Raw genomic sequence first — 16,312 nt, 5'->3', positions numbered from 1 at the left:
TCTGTAAATCTGGCTTGACACTCCGGCGGCGCCCGGTAGCCTCCCCCGCATGGCCGCCACGCCCGCCCCGAGCGCAGTCATCGAGCTGCTGAAGCCGATCACGTGGTTCGCGCCGATGTGGGCGTTCGCCTGCGGCGTGATCTCGTCGGGTCAGCCGGCGCACGGCCAGTGGCCCGTGATCGCCGCCGGGGTGCTGCTCGCCGGGCCGCTGGTCTGCGCCACCAGCCAGGCTGCCAACGACTGGTTCGACCGGCACGTCGACGCGATCAACGAGCCGAACCGGCCGATCCCCTCCGGGCGCATCCCCGGCCGCTGGGGCCTCTACCTCGCCTTCGCCTGGACGGCGCTGTCGCTGGCCGTGGCCGCCGCACTGGGGCCCTGGATCCTCGGGGCCGCCCTGTTCGGGCTGGTGCTCGCCTGGATCTACTCGGCGCCACCGGTGCGGCTGAAGCGGAACGGCTGGTGGGGCAACGCCGCGGTGGCGCTCTGCTACGAGGGCCTGCCCTGGTTCACCGGCGCCGCCGTGATGGCCGCCGCCCTGCCGGACCGGCGGGTGCTCCTCGTCGCCCTGCTCTACGCGGCCGGCGCCCACGGCATCATGACGCTCAACGACTTCAAGTCGGTGGAGGGCGACCGGCGCATGGGCCTGCTGTCCCTGCCGGTGCAGATGGGCTCGCAGCGCGCCGCGCGCTTCGCCTGCCTGGTCATGGCCTTGCCGCAGGTGGCGGTGATCGGCCTGCTCGCCGGCTGGGAGCGCTACTGGCACGCCGGCCTCGTGGCGGCCCTGCTCGCCGGTCAGGTCGCCCTGATGGTCCGGTTCCTCGAGAACCCCCGGGAACGGGCGGCGTGGTACAACGGAACCGGCACCACCCTCTACGTCCTCGGCATGCTGGTCGCCGCCTTCGCGCTGCGGCCGCTGGTGGGAGGGGCGTGATGGCGTCGGATCCGGCGAGCGGCCTCTCCTGGCCCCAGATCGTCCGCCTCGGCTTCGTCCAGACCGCGCTCGGCAGCGTCGTCGTGCTGATGACCGCCACCCTCAACCGCGTGATGGTGGTGGAGCTGGCGCTGCCCGCCTTCGTGCCCGGCCTGCTGGTCGCCCTGCACTACGCCGTGCAGGTGCTGCGCCCCCGCTGGGGCTACGGCTCCGACCGGAGCGGCCGGCGCACCGCCTGGATCCTCGGCGGCATGGCGGCCCTCTGCCTCGGCGGCTTCGGAGCCGCCTGCGGCACCGCCCTCGCGGCCACGCACCTCGCCCTGGGGCTGGCGCTCGCCGCCCTGTCCTTCCTGTGCGTCGGGATGGGCGTCGGGGCGGCCGGCACCTCGCTGCTCGTGCTGCTGGCCGGCGGCGTCGCCCCGGCCCGACGGGGGGCGGCCGCCACCGTGGTCTGGGTGATGATGATCGTCGGCTTCGCCGTCACGGCGCCGCTCGCCGGCCACTTCCTGGACCCGTTCACGGGACTGCGGCTCGTCGCGGTGTCGGGTACGGTCTCGCTCGTCGCCTTCTGCGTCGCCGCCCTCGCGGTCGCCGGGGTGGAGCGGCGCCTGCCGACCCGGGCTCCCGAGCCGGCGGAAGCGCGGCGGCCGTTCCTCGCCGTGCTCCGCCATGTCCTGGCCGATCCCGTGGCCCGGACCTTCACGGTCTTCGTCTTCGTCTCGATGCTGGCCTACAGCGCGCAGGAATTGATCCTGGAGCCCTATGCCGGCCTCGTCTTCGCGATGAGCCCCGGCGCCACCACGAAGCTCGCTGGGCTCCAGCACGGCGGGGTGCTGGCCGGCATGCTGCTGGTGGCGGGCGTCACGCTCGCGGCCCGCGGCACCGCCCTCGCCTCGCTGAGATTGTGGATCGGCCTCGGCTGCGCCGGCTCGGCGGCGGCTTTGTTCACCCTGGCGAGCGGTGCGGCCGCCGGCTCGGACTCATCCTTACGCGCGACGGTCTGCGCCCTCGGGGTCGCCAACGGCGCCTACGCGGTCGCCGCGATCGGCTCGATGATGGCGCTCGCCGGACGCGGCGACGCGCGGGAGCGCGGCACCCGGATGGGCGTCTGGGGCGCCGCTCAGGGCATCGCCTTCGGGACCGGCGGCTTCCTCGGGGCGGTCGCGGTCGATGCGGTGCGGCTCGTGACGGCCGAGCCGGTCCAGGCCTACGCAGCGGTGTTCGCCGCGGAAGGGCTGCTGTTCCTCGTCGCGGTCGCCCTGGCGGCGCGACTTGAATCCGCTCCGGCACCGGGCCCGGTATCGCTCGATCCTGCCTTCAGCACGAGGTGAGGCCATGGCTCGGTTGGATGATGGCTGCAATGCCGCGCAGACCTACGACGTCGTGGTGGTCGGCGGCGGCCCCGCCGGCGCCACGGCGGCGACCGATCTCGCCCGGGCCGGCCATACGGTCCTGCTCCTCGACAAGCCCGGCCGGATCAAGCCCTGCGGCGGCGCGATCCCGCCGCGGCTGATCCGCGATTTCGCGATCCCGGATTCCCTGCTGGTGGCGAAGATCCGCTCCGCCCGGATGGTGGCCCCGAGCGGCAAGGCCGTCGACATGCCGGTGGGCGAGGGTTTTGTCGGCATGGTCGACCGCGAGCACTTCGACCCCTGGCTGCGCGCCCGCGCCGAGGAGGCCGGCGCCGACCTGCGCGAGGCCGCCTTCGAGACCATCAGCCGGCCGGACGACGGGCCGGCGCTGGTCCATTTCAGCACCGGCGCCGGAGAGGCGCTCGTCCGCCACGCCGTCCGGGCGCGCCTCGTGATCGGCGCCGACGGCGCCTGCTCGCCGGTCGGCCGGGCCGAGGTGCCGGGCCACGCCAGGATGCGGCAGGTCTTCGCCTATCACGAGATCCTGCGCGTGCCGGAGGCCGGCGCCGCCGGGTCCGAGGCGGTCGAGGCGACGCGCTGCGACGTCTACTACCAGGGCCGCCACTCGCCCGACTTCTACAGCTGGATCTTTCCGCACGGGGACACGCTGAGCATCGGCACCGGCAGCGCGAAGAAGGGGTTTTCGCTGCGCTCGTCGATCCGCGCCCTGCGCGCCGCCACCGGCCTCGATCACGCCGAGACCGTCCGCCGCGAGGGCGCGCCCCTGCCGCTGAAGCCGCTGAAGCGCTGGGACAACGGCCGCGACGTGCTGCTGGCGGGCGATGCCGCCGGCGTCGTGGCGCCGGCCTCCGGCGAGGGCATCTACTACGCGATGTTGGGCGGGCGCCTGTCCGCCGAGGCCGCGACGGCCTTCCTGGCGACCGGCGACGTCCGGGCCCTCGCGCGGGCGCGCAAAAGCTTCATGAAGCTGCACGGGCGCGTGTTCTGGATCCTCGGGATGATGCAGTGGGTCTGGTACCGCAGCGACGGCCTGCGCGAGCGCTTCGTCTCGATCTGCCGGGACAAGGACGTGCAGCAGCTCACCTGGGACAGCTACATGAACAAGGAGCTGGTCCGGGCCAAGCCCGCCGCCCACGCGCGGATCTTCTTCAAGGACCTCGCCCACCTGTTCCGCTGGGTCTCCCCGTGATCGTTTCGAACTTCGACGCCGGCTGGGGGCCGCCCGCGGTGGCGGCCTCCGTCGCCCTGCTGGTGGCCGTAGCCGGCGGGGTCGCGACCCGGACGGATGGCTGGTATCGGCGCCTGCGCGTCCCGGCCTGGAAGCCGCCGGACTGGGCGTTCGGGCCGGTCTGGACCGTCATCTTCCTGCTCACCACCATCGCCGCCGTGATGGTCTGGAACGCCGATCCCGACCCGGCCGCACGGGGCGTGCTGCTCGCCGCCTACGCGGTGAACGGACTGCTCAACATCGCCTGGAGCGTGCTGTTCTTCCGGTTCCGCCGGCCCGACTGGGCGCTCGCCGAGGTCGCCGCCCTGTGGCTGTCGATCGCCGTGCTGGTGCTGGTCACCGGCCGCGTCGCCACCGCGGCCGGGCTCCTCAACCTGCCCTACCTCGCCTGGGTCAGCGTCGCCGCCTGTCTGAACCTGCGGATCGTGCGCCTGAACGCCCCCTTCGGGGAGCCCGCGTGATGGAGGGCGGGCTCTCGTCGACGTTCGCGTCCTGGTTCGCCTCCGGGCGGATCGTCGACGGGATCCTGCTGCTCGTCGCCGCGGAGGCGCTCGTCCTCGCGTGGCTCAGCCGCCGGGGCGGACCTCCGCTGGCGACGCTCCTGGCGAACCTCGCCTCCGGCGCCGCGCTGATGCTGGCCCTGCGCGCCGCCCTCACGGGGGCCGGGTGGTTCGCGGTCGCCGGGTGGATGCTCGCCGGGCTCGTCGCCCATTCGGCCGACCTCGGCCTGCGGTTCCGGGCGGCCACGGCACAACGCCGCAGCCGGGCTTCGCCAGGAACTCCGCCGCAAAGGCCCGCGTTCACGCGCGTCACCTGATTGAAAACACTCTAAAGAATCCCCGGGAGAGGTAGCCATGAAGCGCATGAACGCCCTCCCCTCCGGTTGGGCCTCCGCCCCGATGCTGGCCGCGCTCGTGCTGGCCGGTCCGGCGCAGGCGCAGCAGGGCGGCTCGGATCAGATCGAGCGCGGCAAGTACCTCGTCACGATGGGCGATTGCGCGGCCTGCCACACGGCGCCGGGCGGGAAGTACCTCGCCGGCAATTACGCGCTCAACATGCCCTTCGGCGTGATCATGACGCCCAACCTCACCCCCGACAAGGAGACCGGGCTGGGCAACTGGAGCTACGACGATTTCGACAAGGCGTTCCGGCACGGCTACAGCAAGAACGTCGGCTATCTCTATCCCGCCTTCCCGTTCGGCTGGTTCACCAAGGTCACCGACGACGACACCAAGGCGATCTGGGCCTATCTCCAGTCGGTCCCGGCCGTGAACGAGAAGCGCCAGGAGAGCCAGATCCCGTTCCCGTTCAGCGTCCGCACGGCGCTGGTGACGTGGCGGACCGCCTTCTTCACCGAGGAGCGCTTCAAGCCCGACCCGAGCGCCAGCGCCGAGGTGAACCGCGGCGCCTACCTCGTCGAGGGTCTCGGCCACTGCGCGATGTGCCACAACGAGAACAAGCTCGTGGGCAATTCGAGCTTCGCCGGCCGCTTCGGCGGCGGCGTGATCGACGGCTGGTACGCCCCCAACATCACGCCCGACGGTCACCAGGGCATCGGCGCCTGGACCGACGAGCAGGTGGTGACCTACCTCAAGACCGGCACCGCCCCGGGCGACCGGCCCGGCGTCGCGGCGGGCCCAATGCGCCAGACCATCATGGAATCCCTTTCCAAGGTGAAGGAGGAGGATCTGAAGGCGATGGTCGCCTACCTGCGCACGGTCCCGGCCAAGCAGACCTACAAGCCGAAGGACCTCGCGGTGTTCGACACGGCGGGCGCGCCCGGCGCCTCGACCTACCTGACCTACTGCTCCTCCTGCCATCAGCCCGACGGCAAGGGCATCGAGGGGGCGGTTCCTGCCCTCGCCGGCAACACCTCGGTGATGTCGGACGGGCCCGAGACGGTGCTGCGGGTGATCTATGGCGGCCTCGCGGCCCAGAGCGGGCTCGCTCCGATGGTGGCGATCGGCCAGCAGATGACCGATGTCGAGGTGAAGAACGTCACCGACTACATCCGCAATTCCTGGGGCAACAAGGCCCCGCCGGTGACCGGCGACAAGGCCTCCGCGGCGCGCGCCGACACCAAGACCATGCTGGCTGGCACCGCCCCCTGCGCGGAGATCGAGCAGGACAAGCTGAAGGCCGCCTTCGATCAACTCGGCGTGCAGAACACCCTCAAGGGCGTGAAGCAACAGGATTTCGTGCCGACGCTGGTCCGGCTGGTGCCGCAGATCAAGGGCGCCTCCACGGGCGCCACGGATGACGACTTGGTCAACGCCCTCACGACCGCCTTCTGCAAGGTCGGCCGCGACGATCCGCAATACGGCAAGCCGAGCTGGCCCGCCGTGATCGGGACCTTCTCCAACGTCGCCTACAGCCAAGTGAAGAACCCGGAGAAGCAGGCGGCAAACGTGCCCTCGGCCACGACGCCGCCGGCCAGCAAGCAGTAGACTCTGTTTCCGACTCGGGTGCCGCGTTGCGGTTGCCCGAGTCCGTCACGAGCACGCTTGCGCGAACGCACCTGTCCCGCGATTGTCCGGGCTCCTCCAGGCGAATCGGGCGCGACGTCCTGGTTCACGCGGCCCCCCGGGGGGCGAATCTGACGTACATGACACGTCGGGCGTGATCCCGCAGATGACAGCCGCCCGGTGCGAGGAACGCGCCCTGCCCGGCGCCGGATCGTCGTTCCCGGAGCCAGGGGCCGGCGGCAGACCGTGTGCGGATGCAATGCGCGGCGCTCCCGCTCGCCCCTGCCATGCTCCAACCTGAGATATTGAATTGATGACGTCAGGTTTGTGCATGTGTTTGCACGCCAAGACAAAGGCAGGGCCTCGCCAGATCGAGTATTCGCCGTTTCAGCGCGGCTTTATGTGAGCTGCCGGCGCGCTTCGTGCGGTGTCGATCATTTATGGACGCTTGAAAGATGCTTGACGGACCCCCTGCGGTTCCGCAAAAGCTCCCGACGTTCGGATGCGGTCGGTCATTGTTTCAGGCAAGGTTCATAAAACGGTTTATCAGGCAATAATATTGTCCAGAACGCGGCAGCGAGCCGACTCGTGCGAGCAAGACGGAGGTTTGTCGTGGCTGAACCCAGCTCTACACTGGCACTTCTTCGAACGATCGCCGCGGCGAATGGAACGAGCATCGACGCGTTCCTGACGCCAAGCCGGAGGGCCGAGCCCGCTGCCCGCGTCCGACCCCGGGGACCGTGTCGTCATGCGGCGCTGTTGCCGCGGCTGTTCAAGGCGTATTTCGCCCTGCCGAGCGTGGAGAGCCGACTCCGCGCGCTCAGGATGATGGAGGGGATGGCCGCTCGGGCGAAGGGTGTCGGCGGCGACGCCGCGTCGTGAAACCGCAGCCCGACGCAATGCATGATCGTCCGGCCGAACCGCCGGCGCGGCCGACCGGCCCATGGGAACGGACACGGCCGCGCTTCGTTTGAGCGTCGATCCATCGTGGTTTCCAGCCCGGGAGTGCCTGTGTCCAGCCTGATCCGCATCCTGCTCGCCATCTTCATCCCGCCGATTGCGGTCCTCGTCACCACGGGCTTCGGGCTGCAGTTCCTGCTGAACATCGTGCTCTGGATCCTCGGTTGGCTCCCCGGCACCGTCCACGCCCTGTGGCTGATGAATCGCGAGCGCCCGCTGCTCTGAAGCGTCCCGCAGCCTCGGCTGGCCGTCCCGGTGGCAGCGATCCGGTGCGGCCCCTGGGCTTCCCGCCTGCGACCACAGGGAATCGGCAAGGCATGGGCGACGCGATGTGTCTTTGCGGTTGATCCGCTCGGGGTCGTAGGGAGGTCTCCGCGGACAATCGCGGATGTCCGGCCCAGGAGCACCCGATGCCGACCGAACACGTGACGATCCGGATGCGCGACGGCGATTGCCGGTCGCATGTGGCTATGCCGGCCGGCGAAGGGCCGTGGCCCGCGGTGATCCTCTACATGGATGCCGGCGGCATCCGGCCGGCGCTGCGCGACATGGCCGAGCAGCTTGCCGCGGCCGGCTACCTCGTCCTGCTGCCGGACCTCTTCTACCGCTACGGTCCCTACGGACCCTTCGTACCCAAAGAGGTGTTCAAGGGCGACTTCCGCGCCATCCTCGGCCCCCTGATGGCGACGACGGGACCCGACAAGGCCGCCGCGGACACGGAAGCGTTCCTCGCCTATCTCGACGCTCGCGACGACATCGCGGGCCGCCGCATCGGCGCCGTGGGCTTCTGCATGGGCGGCGGCATGGCCCTGGCTTCGGCCGGTGCCTACCCCGATCGATTCGCGGCGGCCGCAAGCTTCCACGGGGGCAACCTCGCGACCGATGCGTCGACGAGCCCACACCTGTCCGCGCCGCGGCTGAAGGCGGAGGTCTATATCGGTGCGGCGGAGAACGACGGCAGCTACCCGCCCGCGATGGCCGAGCGGCTGGAGCGGTCCCTGACGGAGGCCGGCGTGCGGTTCAGCGCCGAGACCTATCCCGCCGCGCACGGCTGGATGATGCCGGACTTCCCCGTCCATGACCCGGCCGCGGCCGCGCGGGGCTGGCGCGCGATGCGCGACCTGTTTCGCCGGACCCTGCACATCGAGTCGTGACGTCGGGCCGCGGCACGAGCCGGGGCGCGCGCTCGTTCAGGGCTTGGCCTTGTCGGCCTCGCCCTTCTTGAGCGCAGGCTTGGCCCCCGCCTTGCCGTCACTCTTGCCGTCACCTTTCTCTTCGACCTTGGCGGTCTTCACCGTATGCGCCTTGGCGGCGGATTTCGGCGCCACCTTCTCGGCGGCGTGCGCGAGCTTGACGGGCTCCGGCACGACGACGGCGTCGACCGCCGGGGTCGCCGGGGCGGGCTGGGCGGCCGGTTCGTCCTTGGCGAACAGTTTGCCGAACAGCTTCTGATAGCTGCTCGGATCCCCGTCCGCGTCCGCCACGGCGATCCGCGCGGGTTTTTCGGGGAGCGCCGCGGTCGTCTCGACCTTGGCGTCGGGCTCGGCCCGGTTCGCCATGAGGGTCGCGACGGCCGGCTTGGCCGGCTCCCTGTCCTTGCTGGGGGGCCGCCCCGCCTTGGCGGCCTTGGCCGGCGCCGCCGGCTCGGCGCCGGCCAGCATCACCGGCTGGCCCTTCGGGCCGACCTCGATCTCCTGCGGCCCGGCCGCGAGGGTCTCCGGCCGGCTCACGTCGCCGAGATTGTGCCGGCCGTATTCCTTGGCGTCGTAGGGCAGCACCGTCTCGGTACCGCCGAGGCTCGCGAAGGCGCTCGTGTTGGCCGGCGGGCGGAAGACCGGGTTCTGGCCGCCATCCTGGTAGACCACCCGCACCGCCGGGGTGCCCTTGGCGACGAGCTCGGCGACCGCGCGGGCGTCGCGCGCGGTCTTCTCCGCCACCTCCGGCTCGACCTTCGGCCGGCACGAGCCGGCGGCCGCGTCGGCGCCGCCGAACACGTACTTCGTCCCGCACTGCCCGATCTTCGGCTCCTCGCGCAGGGCCTCGAAATAGTCCGAGCCCTCCTTGAGGTTCTGCCAGAAGGCGATGTTCGGATCGTTGCGGAACTTGGCCATGTTCTCGGCCGTCATCCGGAACGGGTAGGACTGGAACTGGAAGCTGCGCTGCCCGCCGATGAACGCGTCGCGGGCGATGGCGTAGATCTCCGCGATGGTCGCGTCGGTCATGGCGAAGCAGCCCGCCGACGAGCAGGTGCCGTGCACCATCAGGTAGCGGCCGGAGCGCCCGGCGGCCCGGTCGACGGCGTTCGGAAAGCCCGTGTCGAAGGAGAGATAGTACGAGGAATTCGGGTTCATCAGGCCCGGGGTGATCGTGTAGAACCCCTCCGGGGCCTGCCGGTCGCCCTCGCGGGTCTTGGGGCCGAGCTGGCCGGACCAGCGGCAGATCGGGTAGATCTTCAGGAGGGCGTAGCGGCCGTCGCTGCCCTTCTTCCAGACCTCCATCTCCGCCTCCTTCTTGAAGGCACGGATCAGGATCGGGTCGGATTGCTGCATCCCCTTGGACTGCATCAGCGCGACCGTCTGCGGCGCGATCGGCGCGAGGCTGCGCGCGCTCGGGCCGTTGATCCCGGACCCGTCCTGGCAGGCGGCGAGGGAGAGGGCCAGCAGGGAAGCGGCCGCCAGCATCCGCGCGGTCGTCGCGAGACGCGCCGTCATGGGGAACCTCAATCGTCCTACGCGCACCCGCGGCCCTTATCGGCAACCGTCGCGTGCCACTCCCCAACCCAATAGGCTCGTTAAGCTTGCACCTTCCTTACCGCAAGCACCCGGGTGCAACACTGCCCCGCGGAGTCACAGATGCAGCACGACAGGGCCGGCGCGATGGCGGTGTTCGTGGCGGTGGCGGAGGCCGGCAGCCTCTCGGGCGCCGCGCGCCGGCTCGGCTTGATGCCCTCGGCGGTCAGCCGGATCGTCGCCCGGATCGAGGCTCGGCTCGGGGTGCGGCTCCTCGTGCGGACCACCCGGACCCTGCGGCTCACCGCCGAGGGCGAGACCTACGGCCGCGCCGCGCGGCGCATCCTGGCGGATCTCGACGAGACCGAAGCCGCGCTCGCCGACCGGGGCTGCCCGCGCGGGCGGGTCCGGGTCAGCGCCGCCACGGCGCATGGGCGCCTCGTGATCGTGCCGCTGCTGGCCGACTTCGTCGCGCATCATCCCGGCATCACCGTGGAGATCGATCTCAGCGACGAGCTGGCCGACGTGCGGGGCGGCCGGGCCGACGTGGCGATCCGGTTCGGGCCGCTCGCCGACGACCCGCTCACCGCGCGGCGGCTTGGCGAGACTGGCCGGACCGTGGTGGTGGCGCCGGCCTATCTCGCCCGGGCCGGCACGCCGCGCCGGCCGATCTGGCGCAGCACAACTGCCTGGATTTCACCTTCCGCCGGGTCGAGCCGGGCTGGCCGTTCCGGGAGGACGGGCCGCGATGTCGTCCTGCCGGTCACCGGCGCCATCGCGGCCAACAACGGCGAGACCCTGGTGCAGCTTGTGGCGCGGGGCGTCAGCCTCACGCGGGTCGGCAACTTCCACATCGCGGAGGATCTCGCCGCCGGCCGGCTGGTGCCGCTCCTCGAGCCGTTCAACCCGCAGGACCGGGAGGCGGTCCACGCGATGTTCGTGGGCGGCCCCGCCATGCCGGCCCGGGTGCGGGTGGATTACCTGGTGGAACGGATGCGCGGAGGCGGTGCAGGGGCGTGAGTCAGTCGCCTTCGATGGGCGAAGGCGCCACCTGATCGACGGTCACCGACGGGGATTGGCTGAACGAAGCCCTGCTCGGGACGTCGACGCCATCCATCCCTGACGGCTCTCTCGCTCCATACCCATGCACGCGCGCGCAGGCTCAAGGCCACGGGTCTGTCCGAGGATCAGGCCGAGGCGATCACCACCGCGATCCGGGAGGGGCGCGATGCCGACCTCACGAGGCTCGTGACGAAATCGGATCCGGCCGAGGCCAAGTTCGACATCATGAAGCGGGTAATCGCTCGATCGGCTTTTAAACCATCGTCATCGTCGGCGCGATGGTCGCCCTGTCGCGCGCCACGCACTGAAGACGAATCGCCGAGCCGCCCCCGTCAGCCGAACAGGCCCGGCCGCCGCTCCGCCTCTGCGCGGATGATCTCCACGAGCCGGGCATCGTCGGCCGGATCGGCCAGCCGCAGGCCGACCGGCTCCGAGGGGGTCTGCACCGTGAGCCAGCGCAGCGTCGGCCGCAGGTCCGCGGCCTCCACCACCGCCATCCGCGGATGTCCCGGCTCGAGCTGCAGGAAGGTCAGGTGGTTGCGGCTCGCCCGCCGGCCCAGGAGATCGTCGACCGCCTCGATCACGTCCCGGGGCGCGTGGAGATGGCTCATCATCCACACTCGGTTGTCGGTGCCCGGCGTGTCCAGGGCCGTCCGGATCCGGCGCACGCCCTCACTGAGGAAGGCGTAATCCGCCGCGTTCGCCGCCGGGTCGTGGTGGTTGAACACGCATTCGAGCCCGTGCCGCTCCCGGTACAGCCGATGGCGGCCGCGCCAGATCTCGGGCCCGCGCCGCTCCGCCTCCGGGATGCTCTCCAGCTGGTCCCGGTCGAGGAGGGCGGAAAAATCGTCCGCGAGGCAGTCCCGGGCCATGCCGGGCATCGAGAAGATCCAGTCGAGCGGGCCCGACCACTGGCGCAGGTCCAGCGTCTTGAGCACGTGCGCCATCTGGCAGTTGCAGCCCAGGGAGATGTGGTTGAACCGGCCGGGCTCGCGCCCGTCGCGCCGGCCGAGCAGCCGCCCGATCGCGCCGAACAGGCCCCCCGTCGCCCCGGGATCGCTCACAGGGTCCGGCCGATGGCGAGGAACTTGTCCGCGCGCCGGTCGCGGATCTCGTCCGGGCCGAGGCCCTCGAATTGGCCGAGCGCCTCGGCGACCGCGTCGCCCGCCGCGCGGATCGCCGCCTCGCGGTCGCGATGCGCGCCGCCGGTGGCCTCCGGGATGATCGCGTCGATGACGCCCAGCCGCAGCAGATCCTGGGCGGTGATCTTCATCGCGGTGGCGGCGTCGGCGGCGCGGCCCTGGTCGCGCCACAGGATCGAGGCGGCGCCCTCGGGGGAGATCACCCCGTAGATCGCGTGCTCCAGCATCAGCACCCGGTTGGCGGTGGCCAACGCGATCGCGCCGCCCGAGCCGCCCTCCCCGATCACCACGGCGACGTTGGGCACGCCCAGCGCGAGGCAGGCCTCGGTGGAGCGGGCGATGGCCTCGGCCTGTCCGCGCTCCTCCGCCTCGATGCCCGGATAGGCGCCGGCCGTGTCCACGAAGGCGATGACCGGCAGGCCGAATCGATCCGCGGTCTCCATCAGCCGGACCGCCTTGCGGTAGCCCTCGGGCCGGGCCATGCCGAAATTGTGCCGGAGCCGCGCCTCGGTGGTGGCGCCCTTCTCCTGGCCGAGCACCAGCACCGGGCGGCCCCGGAACCGGCCGAAGCCACCGAGGATCGCCTCGTCCTCGCCGAAGCTGCGGTCGCCCGCCAGCGGCGTGAATTCGGTGATCAGCCCGCCGCAATAATCCACGAAGTGCGGTCGCTGCGGATGGCGGGCCACCTGGGTCTTCTGCCAGGGGGTGAGGCTGGCGTAAATTTCGGCCAGCGCCTGTCCGGCCTTGGCCTCCAGCCGGCCGACCTCCTCGGCGATCGAGACCGCGCCGTCGCGCGCGCTCACGGCGCGCAGTTCCTCGAGCTTGGCCTCCAGCTCGGCCACGGGCTTCTCGAAGTCGAGGTAGGTGCGCGTCACCGCCATCGTGTCACAGGTCTTCCCGGGTCCGCCGCAGCGAGGCGGCGGGCGCGAGGTGTTGGCGATGGCGGGGGTGGTGTCAACCGGAGGCCGCCGGTGCGGCGCCCCGGCGCGCGTTCGGACGGGCCGGCGCTGTTGCCGGTCCGCAACATGGGGCTGGCAATCCACGGCAGCCGATATCATTAGCATGGGTAAATAAGCCGCATTCGCGCGTCTGCATAAACCGACGTTGCGGCTCACATCCGGTCGATGTCACGTTCAGTTCCAAATGTATTAGTCGAAGATACGCAAGTATAGTACATATAAGAGCTTAAAATTTCTTGAAAATATTTCTGACTGTGTCCCATAGCGTCCCGGAAGATCCATGATGATCTGGAGAGGCGCGGTGTTTCGAAACCGATGGATTGGCGCGCGCGCATGGTTCGTCTGGGTCGCGGCTGTCTCCTGCGGATGTCCTGCGGCCGCGATGGACTACACGGTGGACGCCGGCCGGACCGATAAGACTGCCAAGACCGTATCTGGCACGGATACGGTAACCGTGGCGGCTAACGGCAAGCTATCCGTCAAGAACGGCCCGGCGATCAACTGGAACGATGCATCGACAAATCTGAAGATTACCAATTCCGGAACGATCGAGGCGACAAAGTCGAAACAGAACGCGATCGCGGCCGGCGGGAATTCGAACGTCCGCACCCTCACGCTGGAGAACAAGAAGGACGCGTTGATCCGATCCGATAGCGATGCCGTCCTCGTCGGGGTCGATCCGACCGGCGGCACGATCACGGTGAACAACAACGGGACGATCCAGTCGGACTCGAAGCGCGCCCTGAACTTCGAGGCCGCGACCAGCGGTACGGCGACGATCGCGATCAACAACGGTGCCACGGGCCTGATCCAATCGACGGGCGACAAGGATGCGATCCGGCTCGGTCAGGGGGGGACGGTGACCAATTCCGGGTCGATCTATGCCAGCGGTTCGGGCGACACGAGCAACGGCGGGGTCGTCTGGAAAAGCAGCACCGTCGGCAGGGTGGACAACCAATCCGGCGGTACGATCTCCGGGGCGCGCCACGGGGTGGATCTCGGCGGCGACAACCCCGACGCCGCACGCCCCAACGGCACGCTCACCGTGACCAACGCGTCGAACGCCACCATCACGGGCCGCAACGGCTCGGGCGTCGGTTCCAAGGCCGACGGCATCGTGACGAATTACGGCACGATCACCGGCGCTTACGCCGGCGACGCCAACAACCCGCTGAGCGGCGACGGCGACGGCGTCGACATCAACTTCACCGCCACCATCAAGAATTACGGGCTCATCCAGGGCACCGGCGCCGGCGGCTTCGACAAGGGCGGCCGCGCCAATGTCAGTGAAGGCGTCTCGATGGGCGGCGGCAGCGTGCAGAACTTCGGCACGATCACCAGCGTCGGGGCCGGCATCGTCGTCAACAACGACAGCAATCCCGACAACAGCCGCAGCGGAAACGCCGCGAGCACCATCACCAACGAAGTGGGTGGGACGATCGAAGGCAAGGGCAGCTACGCGATCCGCCTGGAGAACAAGACCGGAACGGCGGCGGACAACGACACGATCGTCAACAGGGGCACGATCATCGGCGCCGGCTCGATCCCCGATCCGAACGGCATCGTCCGTCTCCAGGACGGCACCACCCCGGATCCCGGCTCGAAGGGCACCCTCGACGGCGTGACCTACACCGGCACCGGCTCGACGCGGTTCATCCGCGGCGACGGCGCCGCGATCCAGATGGGCCAGGGTGACGACGTCCTGACCAATCACGGCACGATCACCGGCAAGAACGGCCGGGCGATCAGCCTGGAGGGTGGCAACGACACCCTCAACCTCTACACCGGCTCGACGATCAACGGCCGGATCGACGGCGGCAGCGGCACCGACACGATCAACCTCGACAGGGACAGCACCGGCCCCGCCACCGGCACGCTGGCGAACGTCGTCAATTTCGAGGGACTGAACGTCCGGGGCGGTACCTGGAAGATCCTGGACGACCAGAGCTACACGAATGGCGCGGTGATCGCCGCCGGCGCCACGCTCCGGATCGGCGCCGGCGGCGCGGCCGGGTCGATCACCGCCGACATCGCCAATAACGGGGCGCTGGTCTTCGACCGGTCGGACGCGAACAGCCATGCCGGCGCGATATCCGGCCGCGGCAGCCTGACCAAGGCGAATACCGGCCTCCTGACCCTGTCGCGCGCCCATACCTACACGGGCGCGACCACGATCTCGGGCGGCACCCTGGCGCTGGCGGGCGCCGGCGCGATCGGCGCGTCGAGCGGCGTGGCGCTGGCCACCGGCGGCGCCTTCGACATTTCGGGGGTGACTGGGGCCGGTAGCGCGATCACCGGTCTCGCCGACACCGCCGCCGGCCAGGCCGGCACCGTCAGGCTGGGCGCGAAGATTCTGACGCTGACCGGCGCCGGCGGCGGCTTCGGCGGCACGATCGGCGGCACCGGCGGCCTGATCCTGACGGCTGGCACCCAGACCTTCACCGGCGCCCACACCTATACCGGCGCGACCACGATCTCGGGCGGCACCCTGGCGCTGGCGGGCGCCGGTGCGATCGGCGCGTCGAGCGGCGTGGCGCTGGCCACCGGCGGCGCGTTCGACATCTCGGCGGTGACCGGGGCCGGTAGCGCGATCACCGGCCTCGCCGACACCGCCGCTGGCCAGGCCGGCACCGTCAGGCTGGGCGCGAAGACCCTGACGCTGACCGGCGCTGGCGGCAGCTTCGGCGGCACGATCGGCGGCACCGGCGGCCTGATCCTGGCGGCTGGCACCGAGACCTTCACCGGCGCCCACAGCTATACCGGCGCGACCACGATCTCGGGCGGCACCCTGGCGCTGGCGGGTGCCGGCGCGATCGGCGCGTCGAGCGGCGTGGCGCTGGCCACCGGTGGCACCTTCGACATTTCGGGGGTGACCGGGGCCGGTAGCGCGATCACCGGCCTCGCCGACACCGCCGCCGGCCAGGCCGGCACCGTCAGGCTGGGCGCGAAGATTCTGACGCTGACCGGCGCCGGCGGCGGCTTCGGCGGCACGATCGGCGGCACCGGCGGCCTGATCCTGACGGCTGGCACCCAGGCCTTCACCGGCGCCAACACCTATTCGGGCGCGACCACGATCTCGGGCGGCGCCCTGGCGCTGGCGGGCGCCGGTGCGATCGGCGCGTCGAGCGGCGTGGCGCTGGCCACCGGCGGCGCCTTCGACATCTCGGCGGTGACCGGGGCCGGTAGCGCGATCACCGGCCTCGCCGACACCGCCGCCGGCCAGGCCGGCACCGTCAGGCTGGGTGCGAAGATTCTGACGCTGACCGGTGCCGGCGGCAGCTTCGGCGGCACGATCGGCGGCACCGGCGGCCTGATCCTGACGGCTGGCACCGAGACCTTCACCGGCGCCAACACCTATTCGGGCGGCACGGCGCTCAACGGCGGTACGCTCCGGGTCTCCGCCGACGCCAATCTCGGCGCCGCCGCCGGCAGGCTGTCCTTCTCCGGCGGTACGCTCGCC

At 70.8% G+C, this 16,312-nt stretch carries 13 protein-coding genes; 10 read left to right on the top strand and 3 right to left on the bottom strand.

Annotated elements, in window-relative coordinates:
- The first annotated feature begins 49 nt into the window (after window positions 1–49).
- From chlG to MKK75_RS01605, 8 genes are all read left to right on the top strand, one after another.
- Window positions 50–934, top strand: a complete 885-nt coding sequence (gene chlG, locus MKK75_RS01640; protein WP_244040889.1) for a chlorophyll synthase ChlG — start codon at window positions 50–52, stop codon at window positions 932–934.
- Window positions 934–2,265: a BCD family MFS transporter gene (locus MKK75_RS01635; RefSeq protein WP_244040888.1), complete on the top strand. Its 1,332-nt coding sequence runs from the start codon at window positions 934–936 to the stop codon at window positions 2,263–2,265. Before chlG ends, MKK75_RS01635 begins: the two co-directional genes overlap by 1 nt.
- A gap of 4 nt (window positions 2,266–2,269) precedes the next feature.
- Window positions 2,270–3,496: a geranylgeranyl diphosphate reductase gene (locus MKK75_RS01630; RefSeq protein ID WP_244040887.1), complete on the top strand. Its 1,227-nt coding sequence runs from the start codon at window positions 2,270–2,272 to the stop codon at window positions 3,494–3,496.
- A complete protein-coding gene (locus MKK75_RS01625; RefSeq protein WP_244040924.1) occupies window positions 3,496–3,996 on the top strand; it encodes a TspO/MBR family protein in 501 nt (166 codons plus the stop codon). The genes MKK75_RS01630 and MKK75_RS01625 overlap by 1 nt, the downstream gene beginning before the upstream one ends.
- Window positions 3,996–4,352 carry a hypothetical protein gene (locus MKK75_RS01620; protein ID WP_244040886.1) on the top strand — a complete coding sequence of 119 codons (357 nt, stop codon included), beginning with the start codon at window positions 3,996–3,998 and terminating at the stop codon, window positions 4,350–4,352. The genes MKK75_RS01625 and MKK75_RS01620 overlap by 1 nt, the downstream gene beginning before the upstream one ends.
- 37 nt (window positions 4,353–4,389) lie before the next feature.
- Window positions 4,390–5,982, top strand: a complete 1,593-nt coding sequence (locus MKK75_RS01615) for a c-type cytochrome (RefSeq protein ID WP_244040885.1) — start codon at window positions 4,390–4,392, stop codon at window positions 5,980–5,982.
- A 1,029-nt stretch (window positions 5,983–7,011) separates the two neighbouring features.
- Window positions 7,012–7,185, top strand: coding sequence for a YqaE/Pmp3 family membrane protein (locus MKK75_RS01610; RefSeq protein WP_244040884.1), 174 nt, complete (start codon window positions 7,012–7,014; stop codon window positions 7,183–7,185).
- Between the two features lie 185 nt (window positions 7,186–7,370).
- A complete protein-coding gene (locus MKK75_RS01605) occupies window positions 7,371–8,114 on the top strand; it encodes a dienelactone hydrolase family protein (protein WP_244040883.1) in 744 nt (247 codons plus the stop codon).
- 36 nt (window positions 8,115–8,150) lie between these two features.
- On the opposite strand, the gene MKK75_RS01600 is transcribed toward MKK75_RS01605, so the two are convergent.
- A complete protein-coding gene (locus MKK75_RS01600; RefSeq protein ID WP_244040882.1) occupies window positions 8,151–9,671 on the bottom strand; it encodes a murein L,D-transpeptidase family protein in 1,521 nt (506 codons plus the stop codon).
- Between the two features lie 141 nt (window positions 9,672–9,812).
- Between MKK75_RS01600 and MKK75_RS01595 the strand changes: the two genes are divergently transcribed.
- Window positions 9,813–10,709 carry a LysR family transcriptional regulator gene (locus MKK75_RS01595; RefSeq protein WP_244040881.1) on the top strand — a complete coding sequence of 299 codons (897 nt, stop codon included), beginning with the start codon at window positions 9,813–9,815 and terminating at the stop codon, window positions 10,707–10,709.
- 374 nt (window positions 10,710–11,083) lie between these two features.
- On the opposite strand, the gene MKK75_RS01590 is transcribed toward MKK75_RS01595, so the two are convergent.
- Window positions 11,084–11,815, bottom strand: a complete 732-nt coding sequence (locus MKK75_RS01590; protein WP_244040880.1) for a DUF1796 family putative cysteine peptidase — start codon at window positions 11,813–11,815, stop codon at window positions 11,084–11,086.
- Window positions 11,812–12,774: an acetyl-CoA carboxylase carboxyltransferase subunit alpha gene (locus MKK75_RS01585; protein WP_244040879.1), complete on the bottom strand. Its 963-nt coding sequence runs from the start codon at window positions 12,772–12,774 to the stop codon at window positions 11,812–11,814. Before MKK75_RS01585 ends, MKK75_RS01590 begins: the two co-directional genes overlap by 4 nt.
- A 460-nt stretch (window positions 12,775–13,234) precedes the next feature.
- Here MKK75_RS01585 and MKK75_RS01580 point away from each other — a divergent pair.
- A partial coding sequence (locus MKK75_RS01580) for a beta strand repeat-containing protein (RefSeq protein WP_244040878.1) occupies window positions 13,235–16,312 on the top strand: 3,078 nt, incomplete at its 3' end.

Source organism: Methylobacterium sp. J-030, from assembly GCF_022829545.1.
In the GTDB taxonomy this organism is placed as follows: domain Bacteria; phylum Pseudomonadota; class Alphaproteobacteria; order Rhizobiales; family Beijerinckiaceae; genus Methylobacterium.
Note: the sequence above shows the minus strand (reverse complement) of the source record. Positions and strands in the feature narration are given on the sequence as shown.

Coding starts and splice junctions, on each gene's coding strand:
- chlG (WP_244040889.1), top strand. CDS start 50: ATGGCCGCCACGCCCGCCCCGAGCGCAGTCATCGAGCTGCTGAAGCCG.
- MKK75_RS01635 (WP_244040888.1), top strand. CDS start 934: ATGGCGTCGGATCCGGCGAGCGGCCTCTCCTGGCCCCAGATCGTCCGC.
- MKK75_RS01630 (WP_244040887.1), top strand. CDS start 2,270: ATGGCTCGGTTGGATGATGGCTGCAATGCCGCGCAGACCTACGACGTC.
- MKK75_RS01620 (WP_244040886.1), top strand. CDS start 3,996: ATGGAGGGCGGGCTCTCGTCGACGTTCGCGTCCTGGTTCGCCTCCGGG.
- MKK75_RS01615 (WP_244040885.1), top strand. CDS start 4,390: ATGAAGCGCATGAACGCCCTCCCCTCCGGTTGGGCCTCCGCCCCGATG.
- MKK75_RS01605 (WP_244040883.1), top strand. CDS start 7,371: ATGCCGACCGAACACGTGACGATCCGGATGCGCGACGGCGATTGCCGG.
- MKK75_RS01600 (WP_244040882.1), bottom strand. CDS start 9,671: ATGACGGCGCGTCTCGCGACGACCGCGCGGATGCTGGCGGCCGCTTCC.
- MKK75_RS01595 (WP_244040881.1), top strand. CDS start 9,813: ATGCAGCACGACAGGGCCGGCGCGATGGCGGTGTTCGTGGCGGTGGCG.
- MKK75_RS01585 (WP_244040879.1), bottom strand. CDS start 12,774: ATGGCGGTGACGCGCACCTACCTCGACTTCGAGAAGCCCGTGGCCGAG.